This is a genomic window from Pseudomonas sp. IPO3749 (assembly GCF_013386605.1).
In the GTDB taxonomy this organism is placed as follows: Bacteria; Pseudomonadota; Gammaproteobacteria; order Pseudomonadales; family Pseudomonadaceae; genus Aquipseudomonas; species Aquipseudomonas azotoformans_A.
In genome coordinates, this window is sequence record NZ_JACARN010000056.1 from 50,562 (window position 1) to 69,678 (window position 19,117).

Below are 19,117 nucleotides of genomic sequence, written 5' to 3' on the forward strand. Positions count from 1 at the left end.
CACTTAACAAAGGCAGGCGAGCACCATTGCCTCATGTCGGCTATTAATGACGTACTTAGATGTAATCCACTGACAAACTGGTGCGACCATCCAGCGTCACATCACGGGTCAGGTCCAAGTCCTGCGTGCGGTTGATAACGGCTTTTACTTCAAGCGTGCCGGTCAGACTGGTGATGGATGCAGGTACCGCAGTGGTACCGCTACGCCACGAATACTGGACAGGCGATTGGGCGACTACACCGTCACTGTTCTGCCAGGACGCCCCCTGACTGCTGCGCATGATAGGGCTCAAGGCGCCGCTGGGCGATTGCAGGTTTTTGAGAGTCACGGAGTACCCACCGGTACGCCGGCCATTGGCGAGGCCCAGGCCGTAGTTCTGCGCCTCGCTGAACCCGGCACCGAGGATGCCTGTCACCTTGCTGGCGGGTTGCAGGTCGGTCAGTGCCACTCGAAACTGCGCTGGCGCTTGGCCGCAATTGATGTTCAATCCCACCGTTTTCGCTGCAAGTGGAGTGAACTGCGTCGGCGACAAGCTTGCGGCGGGAATTGTCTGGTAATCGACGACGCCGCTGCCGGCGAGGCTAAGGTTGCAAGCCACCGGCTTAATAGTCCCTCGTACAACCAGTTCAGCAACATTCGTTGCATGAGCCCCAATACTTGCGGCCAAGCAAAGAGCACCCATGGTCACACCAAGCATTTTCTTCATATTCAACCTGTCATCTGTAATGAGTAGGTGAATTTACGATGATCGAAAGTTTCGACCATAAATAAATAACACCACGGCGAAATTGCCGAATGACAGTCTGTGGCTTTGACACCTCATTAATGAATCAGAGAACACGCCAATAAATGTGGGAGGCGTAAAAATAAAAAGTGGGCCAAGCCTAAGTACCGAGTAGGTTTAAACTAAAATCCGATAAGCCAATAACCTCCACCGTGTAGGCAAAGTCATAAATATCACAACTTCCGCAAGTCGTTAATAACTCCTACAAAGATAAAGCACCATTCTCTTTAAACTTAGAAAGCCGCCCTACATTTCCCACAAGATCCCCTCACAGACACCCGCAGAAAAATTACCGAAGCCGTACGCGTTGGCACCAAAGGTCGATCGTGGCACGATGGCTGGGTTATCGACCGAGACCCCCTTACCATGCCGCAATCCCAAGCCAAGAATCTGTCCCTGATCGCCGCCATCGACCTGGGCTCCAACAGCTTTCACATGGTCGTGGCCAAGGCCCAGAACGGCGAAATCCGCATCCTTGAGCGGCTCGGCGAGAAAGTGCAACTGGCTGCCGGCATCGACGATGAGCGCCAGCTCAATGAAGAATCCATGCAGCGCGGGCTCGATTGTCTCAAGCGATTTGCCCAGCTGATCAACGGCATGCCCCTGGGCGCCGTGCGAATCGTCGGTACCAACGCGTTGCGCGAAGCGCGCAACCGTGGCGAATTCATCCGCCGCGCCGAGGAGATTCTTGGGCATCCCGTCGAAGTCATCTCCGGTCGTGAAGAAGCCCGTCTTATTTATCTGGGCGTGTCCCACACCCTGGCCGACACCCCCGGCAAACGCTTGGTCGCCGACATCGGCGGCGGCAGTACCGAATTCATCATTGGGCAAAGATTCGAGCCATTGTTGCGCGAAAGCCTGCAGATGGGCTGCGTCAGCTACACCCAACGCTACTTCAAGGACGGCAAGATCACCCCGGCGCGCTACGCCCAGGCCTACACGGCGGCGCGGCTGGAGATCATGAGCATCGAACACGCCCTGCACCGCCTGACCTGGGATGAAGCCATCGGCTCGTCCGGCACCATTCGCGCCATCGGTCTGGCCCTGAAAGCCGGCGGCCATGGCACCGGCGAAGTCAACGCCGAAGGCCTGGCATGGCTCAAGCGCAAGCTGTTCAAGCTGGGGGACGCCGAGAAAATCGACTTCGATGGCATCAAGCCCGATCGCCGCACCATTTTCCCAGCCGGCCTGGCGATTCTCGAGGCGATCTTTGACGCCCTTGAGCTGCAACGCATGGACCACTGTGACGGCGCCCTGCGCGAAGGCGTGCTTTATGACCTGCTGGGTCGCCACCACCACGAAGACGTGCGTGAGCGCACGCTCACCTCGTTGATGGAGCGTTATCACGTCGACCTGGAACAAGCCGCCCGCGTCGAGCGTAAAGCCCTGCACGCCTTCGACCAGGTGGCCGAGGACTGGGACCTGGAGGACGGTGTCTGGCGCGAGCTGCTGGGCTGGGCCGCCAAGGTGCATGAAGTGGGCCTGGACATCGCCCACTACCATTACCACAAGCACGGCGCCTACCTGATCGAACACTCGGACCTGGCCGGTTTCTCCCGCGAAGACCAGCAAATGCTCGCCCTGCTGGTGCGTGGCCATCGCCGTAACATCCCCAAGGACAAGTTCGCGGAGTTCGGTGACGAAGGCATCAAGCTGATCCGCCTGTGCGTACTGCTGCGCTTTGCGATCCTGTTCCACCACATTCGTGGCACCCAGGAAATGCCCCAGGTGACCCTGCGCGCCAATGGCGACAGCCTGGATGTGGTGTTCCCGAAGGGCTGGCTGGATGAAAACCAACTGACCCAGGCGGACTTTGCCCAGGAAGCCGAGTGGTTGACGCGGGTGGGGTTCAGCCTGAACCTGCGCTAACGCGCAGGCGGCCAGAGACGCTTGTTTTGGGGAGCGGGCTTGTTGTGGTGAGCGGGCTTGCCCCGCGCTGGGTGGCGAAGCCGCCCCAATAAAAACGCCGCATTCTGTCAGGCAGAATGCGGCGTTTGGCTTTAGGGCTGCTTCGCACCCCAGCGGGAGCAAGCTCCCTCGCCACAAGAGCCCGCTCCCCACATTGAGTTAGTTCACCGTCAGAATCGGGCTACCCAACTTCTCCAACAACGTCGCCTGCGCGCTGCGCGGGTTCTGGTTGCCAGTCGGTGTGTTGCGTACATAGCGGCCGTCCGACTGCAGGCTCCAGCTGTGGGTGTTGTCGGTGAGGTAGCTTTCCAGCTCCTTCTTGACCCGCATGATCAGCTTCTTGCCTTCCACCGGGAAGCACGTCTCGACACGCTTATCGAGGTTGCGCTCCATCCAGTCGGCACTGGAGAGGAACATCTGCTCTTCGCCGCCGTTGAGGAAGTAGAACACCCGCGTGTGTTCCAGGAAGCGACCGATGATCGAGCGCACATGGATGTTGTGCGAAACGCCGACAATACCCGGACGCAGGCAGCACATGCCGCGCACCACCAGGTCGATGCGCACGCCGGACTGGCTGGCCTTGTACAGCGCGCGGATGATCTTCGGATCGGTCAGCGAGTTGAACTTGGCAATGATGTGCGCCGGCTTGCCGTCGAGGGCGAACTGGGTCTCGCGGGCAATCATGTCGAGCATGCCCTTCTTGAGCGTGAACGGCGCGTGCAGCAGCTTTTTCATGCGCAGGGTCTTGCCCATGCCGATCAACTGGCTGAACAACTTGCCGACGTCTTCGCACAAGGCATCGTCGGAGGTCAGCAGGCTGTAGTCGGTGTAGAGCTTGGCGTTGCCGGCGTGGTAGTTGCCGGTACCCAAGTGCGCGTAACGCACGATCTCACCGGCTTCGCGGCGCAGGATCAGCATCATCTTGGCGTGGGTCTTGAAGCCGACCACGCCGTAGATCACCACCGCGCCCGCCGCTTGCAGACGGCTGGCCAGTTGCAGGTTGGATTCTTCGTCAAAGCGCGCACGCAGTTCGATCACCGCCGTGACTTCCTTGCCGTTACGCGCAGCGTCGACCAGTGCATCGACGATTTCCGAGTTGGCGCCGGAACGGTACAACGTCTGGCGTACCGCCAAGACGTGCGGGTCCTTGGCAGCCTGGCGCAGCAGGTCGACCACCGGGGTGAAGGACTCGAAGGGGTGCAGCAGCAGGATGTCCTGCTTGCTCACCACGCTGAAAATGTTCTCGCTGTTTTGCAGCAGTTTCGGGATCTGCGGCGTGAACAGCGTGTATTGCAGCTCCGGATGGCTGTCCAGGCCGGTGATGCTGAACAGGCGCGTCAGGTTGACCGGGCCGTTGACCTGGTACAGCTCGGATTCGGCCAGGTTGAACTGCTTGAGCAGGTAGTCCGACAGGTGTTTCGGGCAGGTGTCGGCCACTTCAAGACGCACCGCATCGCCGTAGCGTCGCGAGAACAACTCGCCGCGCAGGGCGCGGGCCAAGTCTTCGACGTCTTCGGAGTCCAGCGCCAGGTCGGCGTTTCGGGTCAGGCGGAACTGATAGCAGCCTTTTACCTTCATGCCCTGGAACAGGTCATCGGCGTGGGCGTGGATCATCGACGAAAGGAATACATAGTTATCGCCAGCGCCCCCCACCTCTTCCGGTACCTTGATGATGCGTGGCAACAGGCGCGGGGCCGGGATGATGGCAAGGCCAGAATCGCGACCGAAGGCGTCGATACCTTCCAGCTCGACAATGAAGTTGAGGCTCTTGTTCACCAGCAACGGGAACGGGTGCGTCGGGTCGAGGCCGATCGGGGTGATGATCGGCGAGATCTCGTCACGGAAGTAACGGCGCACCCACGTCTTGATCTTGGTGGTCCAGTGACGGCGACGGATAAAGCGGACCTGGTGTTTCTCCAGTTCCGGTAACAGGATGTCGTTGAGGATCGCGTATTGGCGGTCCACATGGCCGTGCACCAGCTCGCTGATGCGCGCCAGGGCCTGGTGCGGCTGCAGGCCGTCGGCGCCAGCTTGTTCACGGGCGAAGGTGATTTGTTTCTTGAGGCCAGCGACGCGGATCTCGAAGAACTCGTCCAGGTTGCTGGAGAAGATCAGCAGGAACTTCAGCCGCTCCAGCAGCGGGTAGGACTCATCCAGCGCCTGTTCCAGCACGCGGATGTTGAATTGCAGTTGTGACAGCTCGCGGTGGATGTACAGGCTGCTGTCATCCAGGTTGGTCACCGCAGCCACCGGGGCCGGCACGGGCGGCTCGGCCACCACGGCAGGCGCGGCGGGCTCATGCTCAGGCGGGGTCTCGGTGACTTGTTCAACCACCGGGTGAGCGTCTTTTACGGCAACTTCTGAGAGTCCTTCGGTATTCATTGAACGTTCCTGTGAGGGCTATTGTTGCTCTCTAAGCAATTGGGCGGCGCGGGCGGCGAAGTAGGTCAGAATGCCATCAGCCCCGGCGCGTTTAAAGGCTGTCAGGGATTCTAGGATCACCCTTTCACTCAGCCATCCATTCTGTATTGCAGCCATGTGCATCGCGTACTCGCCGCTGACCTGATAGACAAACGTCGGCACTTTGAATTCTTCTTTGACCCGGTAAAGGATGTCCAGGTACGGCATCCCGGGCTTGACCATCACCATGTCAGCCCCTTCGGCCAGGTCGGCCGCCACTTCGTGCAGGGCTTCATGGCTGTTGGCCGGGTCCATCTGGTACGAAGCCTTGTTGGCCTTGCCCAGGTTCAACGCCGAGCCCACCGCATCGCGGAACGGGCCGTAGTAGGCGCTGGCGTACTTGGCCGAATAGGCCATGATCCGCACATTGACGTGACCGGCCAGCTCCAGGGCTTCGCGAATCGCCTGGATGCGCCCGTCCATCATGTCCGACGGTGCAACCACCTGGGCGCCAGCGGCGGCGTGGGACAAGGCTTGCTTGACCAGTGCATCGACGGTGATGTCGTTTTGAACATAGCCGTCTTCGTCCAGAATGCCATCCTGGCCGTGGGTGGTGAACGGGTCCAGCGCCACGTCGGTGATCACCCCAAGCTCCGGGAAACGCTCGCGCAGGGCACGGGTGGCGCGCTGGGCGATCCCTTGCGGGTTCCAGGCTTCGGCAGCATCCAGGCTCTTGAGTTCAGACGGCGTGACCGGGAACAGCGCCAGCGCCGGAATCCCCAGCTCAACCCAACCGGCGGCTTCTTCAAGCAGCAGGTCAATGGTCAAACGCTCCACACCGGGCATCGAAGCCACCGCTTCCCGACGATTCTCCCCGTCCAGCACAAAGACCGGCAGGATCAGATCGTTGGTCGTCAGTACGTTTTCACGCACCAGGCGGCGAGAAAAATCATCACGGCGATTGCGACGCAGACGGGTGGCAGGGAACAGACGATTGGCAGGGGTAAAGCTCACGACAGACTCCTGAGCCCGGGTTCACGGGCGAGCGTTGCAGTTATAAGCGGCCATTATGACGAAGGTATGACAGTTGTGCTTAAGCATGCGACCTGTAGCCGCATTCGTCATTTACGTAGGAATTGTTCACTTCGTGACACATCTCGATACTTTCATGAATCTTCGTGAAGGCGTAGGCTGCGCGTTCATTTCGCCAGCACCCCAGACCATGCTTCAACAATTTCTGCATGACTTCGGCTACTTTGCGCTCTTCCTGGGCACCTTCTTTGAAGGCGAGACTATTCTGGTCCTCGCAGGCTTCCTGGCGTTCCGTGGCTACATGGATATCAACCTGGTGGTGGTCGTTGCCTTTTTCGGCAGCTACGCCGGCGATCAGCTTTGGTATTACATGGGCCGCAAGCACGGCCGCAAGCTGTTGGCGCGCAAGCCGCGCTGGCAATTGATGGGCGACAAGGCCCTGGAGCATATCCGCAAGCACCCGGATATCTGGGTACTGAGCTTCCGCTTTGTCTACGGCTTGCGCACAGTGATGCCGGTGGCGATAGGTTTGTCCGGCTACCCGCCGTTGCGCTACCTGATCCTCAACGGCATTGGCGCGGCGATCTGGGCCTTGGCCCTGGGCGCGGCGGCCTATCACTTCGGCGCGGTGCTGGAAGGTATGTTGGGCAGCATCAAGAAGTACGAGCTGTGGGTGCTGGGCGCGTTGCTGCTACTGGGCTTCGGCCTGTGGCTGCGCCGCCGCATCAAGAACGCACGTATCGCCCGCGAGGCCTGTGCCGAGGCCAAGGCCCGGCTCGCCGCCGAGCCGGTCCCGGTCGAAACGCCTAAGACACCAGTCGAGTAAACCGGCTTCTGCAGCAGTAGAGGCCGATCACGCTGAGCAGGCTGTAGCTCAGCAGGCCCAGCCAGCCCAGGTTGCCGGCGGGCCATAGCCCAACCAGCGGCGCCAGCCACACCAGCGGCACATTCAGCACCAGCCGCGACAGCTCGGCCTTGAGCGCCCACGGGCGATTTTCCAGCGCCACTCCCAAGGTAAACAACCCCAGCGCCATGGCACTCCACCCCAGGATCAGCGCCGCCGTGGGCAAGCCTTCGCCGAAATTCATCAAATAGCTGCCAAAGCCCACATACGCCGCAAATTGCAGGGCGATGTAGACTTGCTGGCGCCCATCCAGCGGCACTTCGAATTTACGGAACTGGGTCAGGTCATGCTTGGCCAACGGGTACTTGGCCTTCACGTCCGCCGGGCGCCAGCCGGTGCGCATGAACCAGATGCGCAGCTTGTCCCACCAGCGCTCGGTACGCCGCGCATCACTCCACAACTGCGCATAAAACTGCAGGTTGGCCCACAGCGGATTCCAGCTGGCCAAGGGCGTGGTCACGCCGAAAATTACTGGTTCGTTGTCGTCTTCTTCCTGGAAGGTGCCGAACAGCCGGTCCCAAATAATGAACACCCCGCCGTAATTGCGATCCATGTAGAGAGCGTTCTGCGCATGGTGGGCGCGATGATTGGATGGCGTCACGAAAAACCATTCATACCACCCAAGCTTCGGCACGTGCCGGGTATGCACCCAGAATTGATAGAGCAGATTGAGCGACGCCACGCTGATAAACACCACCAATGGCACGCCAAGGACTGCCAGGGGCAGGTAGAAGATCCAGCTCAGCAGGAAGCCGGTGCTGGTCTGGCGCAGGGCGGTGCTGAGGTTGTAGTCCTCGCTCTGGTGATGCACCGAGTGCGCGGCCCACAGGATATTGCGTTCATGGCCCATACGGTGCAGCCAGTAGTAGCAGAAGTCGTAGAACACAAAGGCGAACACCCAGGTCCAGACGCTTTGGGCCGGCAGATCAATCAATGCAAGATGTTTAAGGGCGAACGCGTAGGTCAGCAGCCCCACGCCCTTGGTCAGCAGCCCCGTGGTGGTGGACAACACACCGGTGCTGAGGCTGTTGATGGCATCCGCCACCCGGTAGTTGCGCTCGCCGCGCCAGCGGTCGGCAAGCAGCTCTATCACGATCAAGGCGATGAAAAACGGTACCGCGTAAGGCACGAAGTCCATGGTCTGGTCCGGTCTATTTTTGTTACATCAAGATTAGGTGCAGCGACGCGAGATCCCATTGGCAACAGATGACAAATTAGTAGACATTTAACGCCAAGACCCCAGGAGAAATGCCCATGAGCAAAAAGATTGCAGTGATCCTTTCCGGCTGCGGCGTGTACGACGGCGCAGAGATCCACGAAAGCGTGATCACCTTGCTGCGCCTGGACCAGCGCGGCGCTCAGGTCCAATGTTTTGCCCCCAACATCGCGCAGTTGCATGTGATCAACCACCTCACCGGCGAAGAGATGCCCGAGTCGCGCAATGTGCTGGTGGAGTCGGCCCGAATTGCCCGCGGTGATGTGAAAGACATCCGCGAAGCCAATGCCGAAGATTTTGATGCGCTGATCGTGCCCGGCGGGTTTGGCGCGGCGAAGAATCTGTCGAACTTTGCCGTGGAAGGCGCAGGCTGCAGCGTCAACCCACAGGTGCTGGAGCTGGCCGAGGCCTTTGCCGAAGCGGGCAAGCCGGTGGGGCTAATCTGCATCTCGCCGGCCCTGGCGGCGAAGATCTATGGCCCGGGCGTGACCTGCACCATCGGCAACTGTGCCGACACCGCCGCCGCGCTGGACAAGATGGGCGCCACTCACCAGGAATGCACGGTGGAAGATATTGTCGAGGATAAGGCGCGCAAACTGGTGAGCACGCCGGCCTATATGCTCGGCAAGAACATCAGCGAGGTCGCTTCGGGGATCAACAAGTTGGTGGACCGGGTGCTGGAGTTGACCCACGAAAACGACTGAACACCTGTGGTGGCAAGGGAGCTTCTGTGGCGAGGGAGCTTGCTCCCGCTGGAGTGCGAAGCGCTCCCAAGATTTTGGGGCCGCTACGCAGCCCAACGGGAGCAAGCTCCCTCGCCACAGGTCAGGGTTGGCGCATCAAGCGAGTGAGAATGCGATCCAGGGCATTGGCAAACGCCTGCTTTTCCTTCTCGCCATGGGGCGGTGGACCACCGCCCATCTGGCCTTGCTCCCGCAGATCCGTGAACAGGTTACGCACCGCCAGGCGTTCGCTCATGTTTGCCGGGCTGAACTCCTTGCCCCGTGGATCGAGGGCGGTGACGCCCTTTTTCACCAGACGGTCGGCCAACGGCACATCGCTGCAGATCACCAACTCGCCCGGCACCGCGTACTCCACCAGGTAGTCGTCCGCCGCATCCGGGCCGCTGGGCACCACGATCAGCTTCACACACGCGAAACTCGGCTTGATCTGGCTCTGCCCGGCCACCAGCACCACCTCGAACTGACGCTTGAGGGCGAACTTCACCACTTGGTCCTTGGCTGCCCGAGGACAGGCGTCGGCATCGATCCACACGCGCATGTCAGGCCGCCACTCGGCGTTTCTCGGCCAACCGACTGCGACCATACAGCACCACAATCGCCAGGATCGCCACAGCCTGCGCACTCAGCGAGTACGCATCGGCGTGGATGCCCAACCAGTCGAAGTCAAAGAACGCCACCGGCCGCGTACCGAAGATGCCGGCTTCCTGCAACGCCTTCACGCCATGCCCGGCGAACACCACCGACAGCGCACACAGCAACGCCGCGTTGATGCCGAAGAACAGCGCCAGCGGCAGCTTCGCCGAACCGCGCAGGATCACCCATGCCAGGCCCACCAACAGCACCAACGCCGTCGCCCCGCCCGCCAGCACGGCGTTGTGCCCGGCCGGGCCGGCTTGCAGCCACAGGGTTTCGTAGAACAGGATCACTTCGAACAGCTCGCGGTACACCGAGAAGAACGCCAGCATCGCAAAGCCGAACCGTCCACCCCCGCCTACCAGGCTACTCTTGATGTAATCCTGCCAGGCGGCGGCGTGGCGGCGGTCGTGCATCCACACGCCGAGCCACAGCACCATCACACTGGCGAACAGCGCCGTGCAGCCTTCCAGCAACTCGCGCTGGGCGCCGCTCACGTCAATCACATACGCGGCGAGCGCCCAGGTCGCCAGACCCGCCAACAGCGCCAGACCCCAACCCACGTTGACGCTGCGCACCGCCGACTGCTGGCCGGTGTTGCGCAGGAACGCGAGGATCGCGGCCAGCACCAGGATGGCTTCCAGGCCTTCACGCAGCAGGATCAGCAAGCCGGAGATGTAGCTCAGCGACCAGCTCAGGCCATCGCTGCCCAGCAAGCCAGCGGACTCGGTGAGCTTGCCTTTGGCCAGGTCCAGGCGCTGCTGCACCTGCTCGACCGGCAAACCGTCCTGCAACGACTGCCGATAGGCCATCAGCGCCTTCTCGGTGTCTTTGCGCACGTTGGCGTCGACGTTATCCAGCGAGCTTTCCACCAGCTCAAAGCCTTCCAGGTACGCGGCTACCGACAGGTCGTAAGCCTGCTCGTGGTCGCCGTTACGGAATGCGGCCAGGCTCTTGTCCAGGGTGGTGGCGGTGTAGTCGAGCAGCTGCGCCGGGCCACGCTTGACCTGCGGCGGTTGCGCACGCTGGGCACGGAATGTCGTGGCGGCAGCTTCACCGTTGGCGGCCAGGACTTCGTTCGGCGTCTGGCGTGCCAGGTCGGCGAGGTTGAACGGTTGCTCGCTTTTCGCGGCGGCCGGGTCTGCAGTGAAACCGGCGATATAGGTGGCCAGGTCCCAGCGCTGACGGTCGTCCAGTTGATCGGCGAAGGACGGCATGTCGGTGCCTTCGACGCCCAGGCCGAGGGTGTTGTAGATCGCATAGAGGCTCAAGCGGTCCAGGCGCACAGGGTCGCGCAGATTGGCCGGTGGCGGCGTCATGCCGACGCTGGCCGGGCCATCACCGGCGCCCGCGGTGCCGTGGCACACCGAGCAATGCTGGGCATAAAGCGGCGCACCTCGCGTTGGATCAGGGGTGATTGCCGGGGCCTGGCTGACTTCATAGGCCACTGCCAGTTGGGCACCTAATTGCCGGGCTTGCCGAGCAACCGTTGCGCCGTCCTGATGGGCAGTTACCGCCGCTAACAGTTCATCGACACCTTTGACCAACGCCGCGCGCTCCGGGCGCTGAGGCAACTCTGCCACCAACCCTTGCAACACCCCGAGAAACTCCACCTGTTCGCGGTATTCGGATTCATCGATAACCTTGCCCGCCTCCACCGTCGGTGGGTAGTCAGCGCCAATGTAGTCGAGCAAATGCAGGGCTTGCGGGGCGCCCTCGGCAGTTGCGGCCAACAGGTTGACGCTGCACGACATCAACGCCGGCAGCATCAGCCAGGCGAGAAAACGGAAGGGGGCAGTCATGAACGAATCTCAAATGGAAATACGAAGTAACACATTGTTAAGGCTTAAAGGGTTTGACTCAAGGCGAAAGTGATTTGGTGTTCTTAGAGGCGGGGCATTTAGGAGCGGGTGGTGGCGTTTTTAGGGGGCAAATAGCCATTGTTTTGCCAGTAATGGTGCTTATAATGCCGCGCCCTGTTAGTGCGAAAGGGAATTTCGTTCCTTGTTTTTATGAGGAATAACCACATCGGTTGACACTTTCAGGGAAGATGTTTGCATGGCATTTCGCGCTTTACCTTTGCTTGCGCTCTTGGCGGTGACGTTGTTGTCGGGCTGTTCGATGTTTCGCAGCTATGACACCGAGTTGCAGGCGACCAATCAGCAGTTGGTCACCGGGAATGTCGACGCGGCGTTGACGCTGCTGGAGAAGAACAACACGGGTGAAGACAAGGACTTGCTCTATTTCTTCGAGAAGGGTGAGTTGCTGCGGGCCAAGGGTGATTTGACGGGGAGTCAGACCGCCTGGCGCAGTGCTGACCTGCAAGTCTACAAATGGGAAGAGGCGGTCAAGTTCGACAGTGCCAAGTACCTGGCCCAGTTCGGCAGTTTCCTCGCCAACGACAAGGTGCGGCGCTACGAAGGTTATGACTACGAGAAGGTCATGCTGACCACGCAGATGGCCTTGAACCTGCTGGCCTTGAACGACTTCGATGGCGCACGCACCGAGATCAAGAAGACCCACGAACGCGAAGCGGTGATCGCGGACCTGCGCGATAAGGAATACCTCAAGCGCGAGGACGAAGCCGAGCGTGAAGGCGTGGCCACCCAGATGAAAGACCTGCACGGCTACCCGGTGGCAGCCCTCGACGCGCCGGAAGTGGTCGGCCTGAAGAACAGCTACCAGAGCGCGTTCAGCCATTACCTGGCCGGTTTCGTCTACGAAGCCCTGGACGAGAAGGACCTGGCGGCCCCCGGTTACCGCAAGGCGGCCGAGTTGCGCCCCAATACACCGTTACTTGAACAGGCCTTGCTGGACCTGGACAAATCCAAGGTCGGCGCCGATGAAACCGATGTGCTGATCGTGGTGCAAAGTGGCCTGGCGCCGGCCCGCGACTCGATTCGCCTGCCGATTCCGATCCCGATCAACGGCAATCTGGTGATCACCCCGCTGTCGTTCCCGGTGATCAAGGCCGATACGTCCACCGCGACCTTCGCCCAGATCGGCGTCGACGGCCAGCAACAGAACCTCACCGCACTCAACAGCACCACGGCCATGTCCCGCCGTGCCCTGCGCGATGACATGCCAGGGATCATCCTGCGCACCACGGTGCGTGCAGTCACCCGTGGCGTGGCGCAAAACAACCTGAACAAGACCAACCCCATGGCGGGCCTGGTGCTGGGTATCGCCTCGGCAGTCACTGAAGGTGCAGACACCCGCACCTGGCGCACCCTGCCGGACATGACCCAGGTGACGCGCCTGCGCCTCAAGCACGGCGAGCACCAGGTCAGCCTGCCCAACGCCCTGGGCGGCACGCTGGTGACGGTCAAGGCTGACCAGCGTTATCAGGTGATCACCCTGCGCGTGGTGGGCAACCAGGTATTCGCCGGTGGCCTGGCCGCCCATGTGGTGCCGAGCACCGCCACCCAGGCCATCGCCCTCAAACAACCTTAAGGAGCACGCTATGCGTCATTTCATCCTCGGCGCCCTGGCGCTGGTCCTGCTGGCCGGCTGCGCCACCCCGCCACCACCGGAGCCTGGCAGCGCCGCCAGCAAAATCGTGGTGATGGGCAAGTTCAAGGGCATCGCCGTCGGTGCCATCCGCGTTGCGCGCGAAAACGGCTTCCTGACTGCCAAGGTGCAGTTGAGCAACATCACCAGCAGTAACCAGACGATGTATTACCGCTTCGCCTGGTTGGGAGCGGACGGCTTCCCGGTAGGCGACGAAGAAACCTGGAAAGTGCTGAACCTGTACGCCAACCAGGCGACCTTCCTGCCGGCCATTGCCAACCTGCCCCAGGCGGCGGACTTCCGCCTTGAAGTGAAGACGCCTTGAGCCGTTCCCCTTCTACGTTTCAGAGAGAATTCCCCATGTTTGCACGCTTCTCGATCCTCGCCGTGGTTGCCCTGCTGGCCAGCGGTTGCTCCAACACCTCGCCTGTACTGGGCAGCAAGAACATCAACTACGGCGACACCAAGGCCGTGGAAACGATCACCAACGAGTTCGGCTCCACCGACCTGCAGATGATCGCCGAAAGCATGACCCGCTCCCTCGCCCAGTCCGGCATCCTGCAGGGCCGCCCGGTGGTGCAGGTGTATGACGTGAAGAACAAGACCAGCGAGTACATCGATACCCGCGAGATCACCACGTCGATCAAGACCCAGCTTATGAAGACCGGCACCGCCCGCTTCGCCAGCGACAACGCCGACATGCAGAGCCAGGTCGACCAGCTCAAGCTGCAAAACCAGAGCGGCCTGTACAAGAAGTCCACTGTCAGCAAGACCGGCAACATGGTCGCCGCCAAGTACCGCCTGGAAGGCTCCATCAGCTCCATCGTCAAGCGCAGCTCGGACTACAAGGACGTGTTCTACAAATTCAGCCTGCAACTGGTCGACGTCGAGAGCGGCCTGGCCGAATGGATGGACGAAAAAGAAATCCGCAAGACCACGGAGCGCTAAGCAATGCGTGCATGGATCGGCATGATCGGCCTGCTGTGCGCCTTTGGCGCCTCGGCCGCCCCGAAGATCGCGGTGACCGACCTGGCCTATGAGGCGCGGGTCGAGGAATACATCCACCAGGTGTCGGCCAGCAACAACTTCCAGGCAAGCGCCTACCACGCCAGCGGTGCGTCGAACTACAGCGAGTACGAAAGCCGTACCCGCTACATCGAACAGACCGAGCTGCGTAAATTCAGCGGCGATATCAAGGGCGAGATCCTCAAGTCGCGCCAGTTCCAGCTGGTACAGGGCACACCCTACACCGCCGATGCCAAGGGTGACGTCTACGACGTGATCAAGCGCATCAAGGCCGGTCACTTCAAGGGCGCCGACTACGTGTTGTTCGGCACCCTGTCGGACATCGACTTCACCCAGGACATCAACGCCCTGGACCACACCAACAGCTATTCGGCTGTGCTGGGCCTGACGCTGGTGGCGGATTTCAGCCTGATCAACACGCGTACCTACGAAATCACCTCGGCGTTCACCGCGATGGGCGAAGGCCAGGACACCAAGCTGGTGAACAGCCGCGATGTACGCGTGAGCCTGAACCGGCCGCGCGTGGTGAAGGACGTGTCGAAAGCACTGGGTGAGGATGTGGCGCGCCAGCTGGCGGAGCAGTTGGGGGGCGGGTATCAAGACCAGGGCCAACCGCCGTTGCGCAACAACCTACCGAGGGATGAAGCGCCGAAGATTCTGCGCTGAAATTCGGCGGTTCGACTTACACAAATCAAAGTGGGAGCGGGCTTGCTCGCGAATGCGAAGTGTCAGTCAACATATTCATCGACTGGTCCACCGCATTCGCGAGCAAGCCCGCTCCCACATTTTGATCCGATTGCGTCAGTTACGCTGTCGCACGGTGCAGGCTGGCAAGGAGGCCAGCCGCCCCAACAAACAACCCGGCAAACGTACGGTTCATACGCTTCTGTTGTTTAGGCGTACGCAACAGGCGCAATACCTTCGACGCCAGCCCCGTATACCCCGCCATCACCACCATATCGACGCAGATCATCGTCGCACCCAGGATCAGGTACTGGATCAGCAGCGGCGCCTGCGGGTTCACGAACTGCGGCAACACCGCCAGCATGAACACCAGGGCCTTGGGGTTGCTGGCATTCACCAGGAAACCACGGAACATCATCGCCATCGGCTTGCCGATCGGGCGCACGGCCGCGTCATCGGTCATGTCCATGGGCAACGCGCGCCATTGCTTGATGGCCAGATACACCAGGTACGCCACGCCAAACCATTTGATTGCATAGAACGCGGTGGAGGATGTCGCCAGGATGGCACCCAGGCCGCAAGCAACGACGGCAATCTGCATCGCCAGGCCCAATTGCAGGCCAATCGCGTTCCAGTAACCGCGCAGGAAACCATATTGCAGGCCGCTGGACATCGAGGCGATGGCGCCAGCGCCGGGGGAAAGGGAGATGATCCAACTGGCCAGGAAAAAGGCCAGCCACGTATCGAGTGCCATTGCACACCTCAGGAGGGAGTTTGCGGTTGTGCCTTAAGCTAACTCCGCCGACCAAAGGCTGGCTATAGATTTTTACAAGATGTGAATGCTAGCGGTCGCCCGGAAACACATGGGTGCCTGGCCAACGCCGCACCGAACGCTGGAAAAACAGGCTGTTGGGCACTTGCACCATCGCGCTGTCAGTCCCCGCTTCTGCCACTTCGATCAACGTGGTGTAGAGCAGATTGATCGCCACGACCCGGCCCTTCACCCCTGGTTTGTCGACCGTATCCACCAATTCGACGATATCGCCCAGGCGAAACGGCCCGACGGTGAAGATCAGGATGGCGCACAGCAGGTTGGACAACACCGACCACATGGCGAAGAACGCCACGGCTGCAACCGCGACAAACCCGGACAACGCCGTCCACAGCACCGTGGCGGACACACCCAGGCGGCCCAGCACGAAGATCAGCGCACTGCCCATGATCAGCCAGCGCAAGCCACCGCGCAGCGGCATCAGCAACTGCGGCGGGAACGGGTAGCGCTCGCCCAGGCGGGTCAGGCCTTTGGCGACAAAACGCTGGGCAAGGTAACCCGCCAGCAGGATCAGCAGGATTTGCACGCCAACCCAGACGGGCTCGACCCACTGTGTCGGTATCGGCAGCTGCAACGCTTCCATCAGGACAACGCCTCCAGCTCCGCTTGCAGGGTTTCGAGCAGTTCGAGGGCTTCCATCCAGGTTTCCTCCAATTGCCCTTCACGCACCTTGAGCTTGGCCTGTTCGGCCAGCAGGTCGCGCAGTTCGTCCTTGCGGGCGGCCTCGTAGACGGCGCTGTCGCCCAGGCTGGCTTCGATCTTGGCCAGGCGCTCATGCACCTTGCCCAGCTCGGCTTCCAGCTTGTCAGCCTCACGTTTGTGCGGCGCCAATTGCTGACGCAAGGCGGCGGCAGCTTGGCGCTGGGCCTTTTTGTCGGTCTTGTCCGGGTTGACCGGGGTGTTGCTGACCGGCGCGTTGCGCAGGCGGTAGTCCGTCAGCCAGCGCGCGTAGTCGTCCAGGTCGCCGTCGAATTCCTCGACTTTGCCGTCCGCCACCAGCAGGAAGTTATCCGTGGTGCTTTTGAGCAAATGGCGATCGTGAGACACCACCAGTACCGCGCCGCTGAACTCCTGCAGCGCCATGGTCAGCGCCAGGCGCATTTCCAAGTCCAGGTGGTTGGTCGGTTCGTCGAGCAGCAGCAGGTTCGGACGGTCCCAGGCGATCAATGCCAGGGCCAGGCGGGCTTTTTCGCCGCCGGAGAAGTTCAGCACCGGCTCGTCGATGCGCGCGCCACGGAAGTCGAAACCGCCGAGGAAATCGCGCAGCGTCTGCTCGCGCTCGGTTGGCGCCAGGCGCTGCAGGTGCAGCAACGGGCTGGCCTTGGAATCGAGAGAGTCCAGCTGATGCTGGGCGAAGTAGCCCACCACCGTGTTCTCGCCACGGGTCAAGCGGCCGGCCAATGGCGACAGCTCACCCGACAGGTTCTTGATCAGCGTCGACTTGCCCGCACCGTTAGGGCCGAGCAAACCAATGCGCGCACCCGGTGTGAGTTGCAGCTTCACTTTTTCCAGGATGGTTTTGTCGCCATAACCCAGGCGCGCATCGGAGAGATCCAGCAACGGGCTGGAGATCTTCACCGACTCGCGAAACACGAAGTCGAACGGCGAATCGACGTGGGCCGCCGACAGCTCCTCCATGCGCTCCAGGGCCTTGATCCGGCTTTGGGCCTGGCGGGCCTTGGTGGCCTGGGCCTTGAAGCGGGCGATGTAGCTTTCCATGTGCGCACGTTGCGCCTGTTGCTTCTCGAACGCCTGTTGCTGCTGGGCCAGGCGTTCGGCACGAGCACGTTCGAACGCGGTGTAGCCGCCACGGTACAGCGTGATTTTCTTCTGTTCGACGTGGGCGATGTTGTCGACCACGGCGTCGAGGAAATCCCGGTCGTGGGAAATCAGCAGCAAGGTGCCCTGGTAACTCTTGAGGAAGTCTTCCAGCCACAGGATCGCATCGAGGTCCAAGTGGTTGGTGGGCTCATCGAGCAGCAGCAGGTCGGACGGGCACATCAGCGCCTGGGCCAGGTTCAGGCGCATGCGCCAGCCGCCGGAGAAGTCGGCAACCGGGCGGTCCATCTGCTCGTTGGTAAAGCCAAGGCCGGCGAGCATCTTGCGGGCGCGGGCATCGGCGGTGTAGCCGTCGGCACTGTCGAGTTCCGCATGCAGGCGAGCCTGGGCGGCGCCGTCCTGGGCTTTCTCGGCCTCGGCCAGGTCGTGTTGCACCTGGCGCAGGCGCAGGTCGCCATCGAGCACGTAGTCGATCGCGATGCGGTCCAGGGTGTCGATCTCCTGGCGCATATGGGCGATGCGCCAGTCGGCCGGCAGCAAGCAGTCCCCGGAATCCGGGGTCAGCTCACCCAGCAACAGGGCGAACAACGTGGATTTGCCGGCGCCGTTGGCACCGATCAGGCCGGCTTTGTGACCGGCGTGCAGGGTCAGCTCGGCGTCTTCGAGAAGACGTTGCGGGCCACGCTGTAATGTTAGGCTTTGAAGTCGGATCATAATGGCGGCGGAGTCTACCAGCTTCGTTCGCCGCTGGCTTGGGTGTGAATATGTGCGCTGACCTGTGGAGCTTTGCCCTCTCGACTTACGCCCGCCCAGGGTGCGAAGCCGCTTGCCTGCGTTTGCAGGCGCAAGGTGCAGACGTGTGCCTGTTGTTGTGTGGCGCGTGGTTGGAGCAGCGTGCCGTGACAGTGACCGTCGAGCGCATACGGGCGCTGAAACAGGTCGCCAGGCCTTGGCAGACAGCCGTGATCGAGCCGCTAAGACACCTACGCACTCAATGGCGCGCCATGGCGCAGCAGGATGAGGATTTGGCGGGGTTACGCGAGCGAGTCAAAGCCCTGGAGCTGGACGCCGAACAGCAGTTGCTGGCGCGCCTGGAAGCGTTGGCGCAACTGTGGCAGATGGGTGATGCGATGGGTCAGCAACGATGGCTGGAAGGACTGGCGGCTGAGGATGCCGCCAACCTTGACCACGACGCGCTGCAACAGCTGCGCGTCGTGGTCACCAACACTTAGGAAGCGCTGGTTGGAGTGGTGCTTGGCGCTACCGGGGCAGGCGTGCTGCTGGCCGGTGCAGTTGGAGCAGTGGACGCTACCGGGGTAGCAGCAGGCGTTGCTGGCTTGGCCGGTGCTGGTTTTGCGGCAGCTGGTTTTGCAGCGGCGGGTTTGGCAGCTGGCTTCGCGGCTGGTTTCGCAGCGGCAGTTTTAGCAACTGGCTTGGCGGCTGGTTTCGCAGCAGCAGGTTTGGCTGCTGGCTTCGCGGCTGGCTTAGCAGCAGCAGGTTTGGCTGCTGGCTTCGCGGCTGGCTTAGCAGCAGCCGTTTTAGCAACTGGCTTGGCGGCTGGTTTTGCAGCAGCAGGTTTAGCAGCAGCAGGTTTAGCAGCTGGCTTGGCGGCCGGTTTCGCAGCAGCAGTTTTGGCAGCTGGCTTAGCGGCTGGTTTTGCAGCAGC

The 19,117-nt window shown here is 61.3% G+C and carries 18 protein-coding genes; 8 read left to right on the forward strand and 10 right to left on the reverse strand.

What is annotated here, in order from left to right; genetic code table 11:
- Window positions 1-55: 55 nt before the first annotated feature.
- Entirely contained in the window at window positions 56-706 is a 651-nt protein-coding gene (locus HX812_RS21615) for a DUF1120 domain-containing protein (protein WP_038843216.1), read from the reverse strand.
- A 444-nt stretch (window positions 707-1,150) separates the two neighbouring features.
- On the opposite strand from HX812_RS21615, the gene ppx reads away from it, so the two are divergent.
- Entirely contained in the window at window positions 1,151-2,653 is a 1,503-nt protein-coding gene (gene ppx / locus HX812_RS21620) for an exopolyphosphatase (RefSeq protein ID WP_033897523.1), read from the forward strand.
- Between the two features lie 198 nt (window positions 2,654-2,851).
- Here the strand turns inward: ppx and ppk1 are convergent, their stop codons facing one another.
- Both ppk1 and hemB read right to left on the reverse strand, forming a co-directional pair.
- Window positions 2,852-5,074, reverse strand: a complete 2,223-nt coding sequence (gene ppk1, locus HX812_RS21625) for a polyphosphate kinase 1 (RefSeq protein WP_038843219.1) — start codon at window positions 5,072-5,074, stop codon at window positions 2,852-2,854.
- Window positions 5,075-5,092: 18 nt separating this feature from the next.
- On the reverse strand, window positions 5,093-6,106 hold the full coding sequence (hemB, locus tag HX812_RS21630; RefSeq protein WP_038843222.1) for a porphobilinogen synthase: 1,014 nt from the start codon (window positions 6,104-6,106) through the stop codon (window positions 5,093-5,095).
- A 208-nt stretch (window positions 6,107-6,314) separates the two neighbouring features.
- Here hemB and HX812_RS21635 point away from each other — a divergent pair, with 208 nt between their 5' ends.
- Window positions 6,315-6,950, forward strand: a complete 636-nt coding sequence (locus HX812_RS21635) for a DedA family protein (protein WP_033897595.1) — start codon at window positions 6,315-6,317, stop codon at window positions 6,948-6,950.
- Here HX812_RS21635 and HX812_RS21640 read toward each other — a convergent pair.
- Window positions 6,931-8,166 carry a sterol desaturase family protein gene (locus HX812_RS21640; protein WP_038843225.1) on the reverse strand — a complete coding sequence of 412 codons (1,236 nt, stop codon included), beginning with the start codon at window positions 8,164-8,166 and terminating at the stop codon, window positions 6,931-6,933. The two genes, HX812_RS21635 and HX812_RS21640, sit on opposite strands and share 20 nt — an antisense overlap.
- A 116-nt stretch (window positions 8,167-8,282) precedes the next feature.
- On the opposite strand from HX812_RS21640, the gene elbB reads away from it, so the two are divergent.
- The gene (gene elbB, locus HX812_RS21645) at window positions 8,283-8,948 is read left to right on the forward strand and encodes an isoprenoid biosynthesis glyoxalase ElbB (RefSeq protein ID WP_016975848.1); all 666 of its coding nucleotides are present in this window, start codon (window positions 8,283-8,285) and stop codon (window positions 8,946-8,948) included.
- 121 nt (window positions 8,949-9,069) lie between these two features.
- Here elbB and HX812_RS21650 read toward each other — a convergent pair whose 3' ends face one another.
- Window positions 9,070-9,525 (reverse strand): YaiI/YqxD family protein, encoded by a 456-nt coding sequence (locus HX812_RS21650; protein ID WP_038844233.1) that lies wholly within the window; start codon window positions 9,523-9,525, stop codon window positions 9,070-9,072.
- A 1-nt stretch (window position 9,526) separates the two neighbouring features.
- Complete coding sequence (locus HX812_RS21655) at window positions 9,527-11,422, reverse strand: FTR1 family protein (RefSeq protein ID WP_038844231.1); 1,896 nt, start codon at window positions 11,420-11,422, stop codon at window positions 9,527-9,529.
- A 256-nt stretch (window positions 11,423-11,678) separates the two neighbouring features.
- Between HX812_RS21655 and HX812_RS21660 the strand changes: the two genes are divergently transcribed.
- Genes HX812_RS21660 through HX812_RS21675 form a run of 4 tightly spaced genes read left to right on the forward strand, consistent with a single transcriptional unit; the run spans window position 11,679 to window position 14,822 of the window.
- Window positions 11,679-13,073 (forward strand): COG3014 family protein, encoded by a 1,395-nt coding sequence (locus tag HX812_RS21660; RefSeq protein ID WP_038844229.1) that lies wholly within the window; start codon window positions 11,679-11,681, stop codon window positions 13,071-13,073.
- Between the two features lie 10 nt (window positions 13,074-13,083).
- Window positions 13,084-13,455, forward strand: a complete 372-nt coding sequence (locus HX812_RS21665; RefSeq protein WP_038844227.1) for a YcfL family protein — start codon at window positions 13,084-13,086, stop codon at window positions 13,453-13,455.
- 35 nt (window positions 13,456-13,490) lie between these two features.
- Entirely contained in the window at window positions 13,491-14,078 is a 588-nt protein-coding gene (lpoB, locus tag HX812_RS21670; protein WP_038844225.1) for a penicillin-binding protein activator LpoB, read from the forward strand.
- Window positions 14,079-14,081: 3 nt separating this feature from the next.
- Entirely contained in the window at window positions 14,082-14,822 is a 741-nt protein-coding gene (locus tag HX812_RS21675) for a hypothetical protein (RefSeq protein WP_038844224.1), read from the forward strand.
- A gap of 139 nt (window positions 14,823-14,961) precedes the next feature.
- Here the strand turns inward: HX812_RS21675 and HX812_RS21680 are convergent, their stop codons facing one another.
- The 3 genes from HX812_RS21680 to HX812_RS21690 form a co-directional block, all read right to left on the reverse strand.
- Window positions 14,962-15,594, reverse strand: coding sequence for a LysE family transporter (locus tag HX812_RS21680; RefSeq protein ID WP_038848637.1), 633 nt, complete (start codon window positions 15,592-15,594; stop codon window positions 14,962-14,964).
- Between the two features lie 88 nt (window positions 15,595-15,682).
- On the reverse strand, window positions 15,683-16,255 hold the full coding sequence (locus HX812_RS21685; RefSeq protein WP_010207425.1) for a mechanosensitive ion channel family protein: 573 nt from the start codon (window positions 16,253-16,255) through the stop codon (window positions 15,683-15,685).
- Window positions 16,255-18,165, reverse strand: a complete 1,911-nt coding sequence (locus HX812_RS21690) for an ATP-binding cassette domain-containing protein (RefSeq protein ID WP_038848635.1) — start codon at window positions 18,163-18,165, stop codon at window positions 16,255-16,257. The genes HX812_RS21685 and HX812_RS21690 overlap by 1 nt, the downstream gene beginning before the upstream one ends.
- A 50-nt stretch (window positions 18,166-18,215) precedes the next feature.
- Between HX812_RS21690 and HX812_RS21695 the strand changes: the two genes are divergently transcribed.
- Window positions 18,216-18,683: a TIGR02444 family protein gene (locus HX812_RS21695; RefSeq protein ID WP_038848632.1), complete on the forward strand. Its 468-nt coding sequence runs from the start codon at window positions 18,216-18,218 to the stop codon at window positions 18,681-18,683.
- On the opposite strand, the gene HX812_RS21700 is transcribed toward HX812_RS21695, so the two are convergent.
- A partial coding sequence (locus HX812_RS21700; protein ID WP_177128192.1) for a hypothetical protein occupies window positions 18,680-19,117 on the reverse strand: 438 nt, incomplete at its 5' end. The two genes, HX812_RS21695 and HX812_RS21700, sit on opposite strands and share 4 nt — an antisense overlap.